Here is a 229-nt window from a genome sequence, read left to right as displayed (position 1 = left end):
GATTAGCACCAGCCTCGTTATCTGAAGAAAGTTTAATGGATTCACAAATCAATGCAAAAATAGCAATCATTAATATGGTCAAATCATATGAGCGCGGTGTGAAAAAAGGATTAAAAGATTGGGAGTTATTAAAATATGTCGCTAATACATCAGGATTGCCAGGTAATTTAGGAGAAGACTGGACGGATAAAAACACGAAATATAATATAGGTTTGGAACAATCATATAA

At 33.2% G+C, this 229-nt stretch carries 1 pseudogene; it reads left to right on the top strand.

The annotated features are described in order from the left end of the window. Positions 1 to 229 (top strand): annotated as a pseudogene (locus tag JDS96_RS31630) (invasion protein); the annotation flags it as partial.

Source organism: Bacillus cereus group sp. N21 (assembly GCF_016483395.1).
GTDB classification, from domain to species: Bacteria; Bacillota; Bacilli; order Bacillales; family Bacillaceae_G; genus Bacillus_A; species Bacillus_A pseudomycoides.
This window is presented reverse-complemented; position numbering and strand designations above follow the sequence as displayed.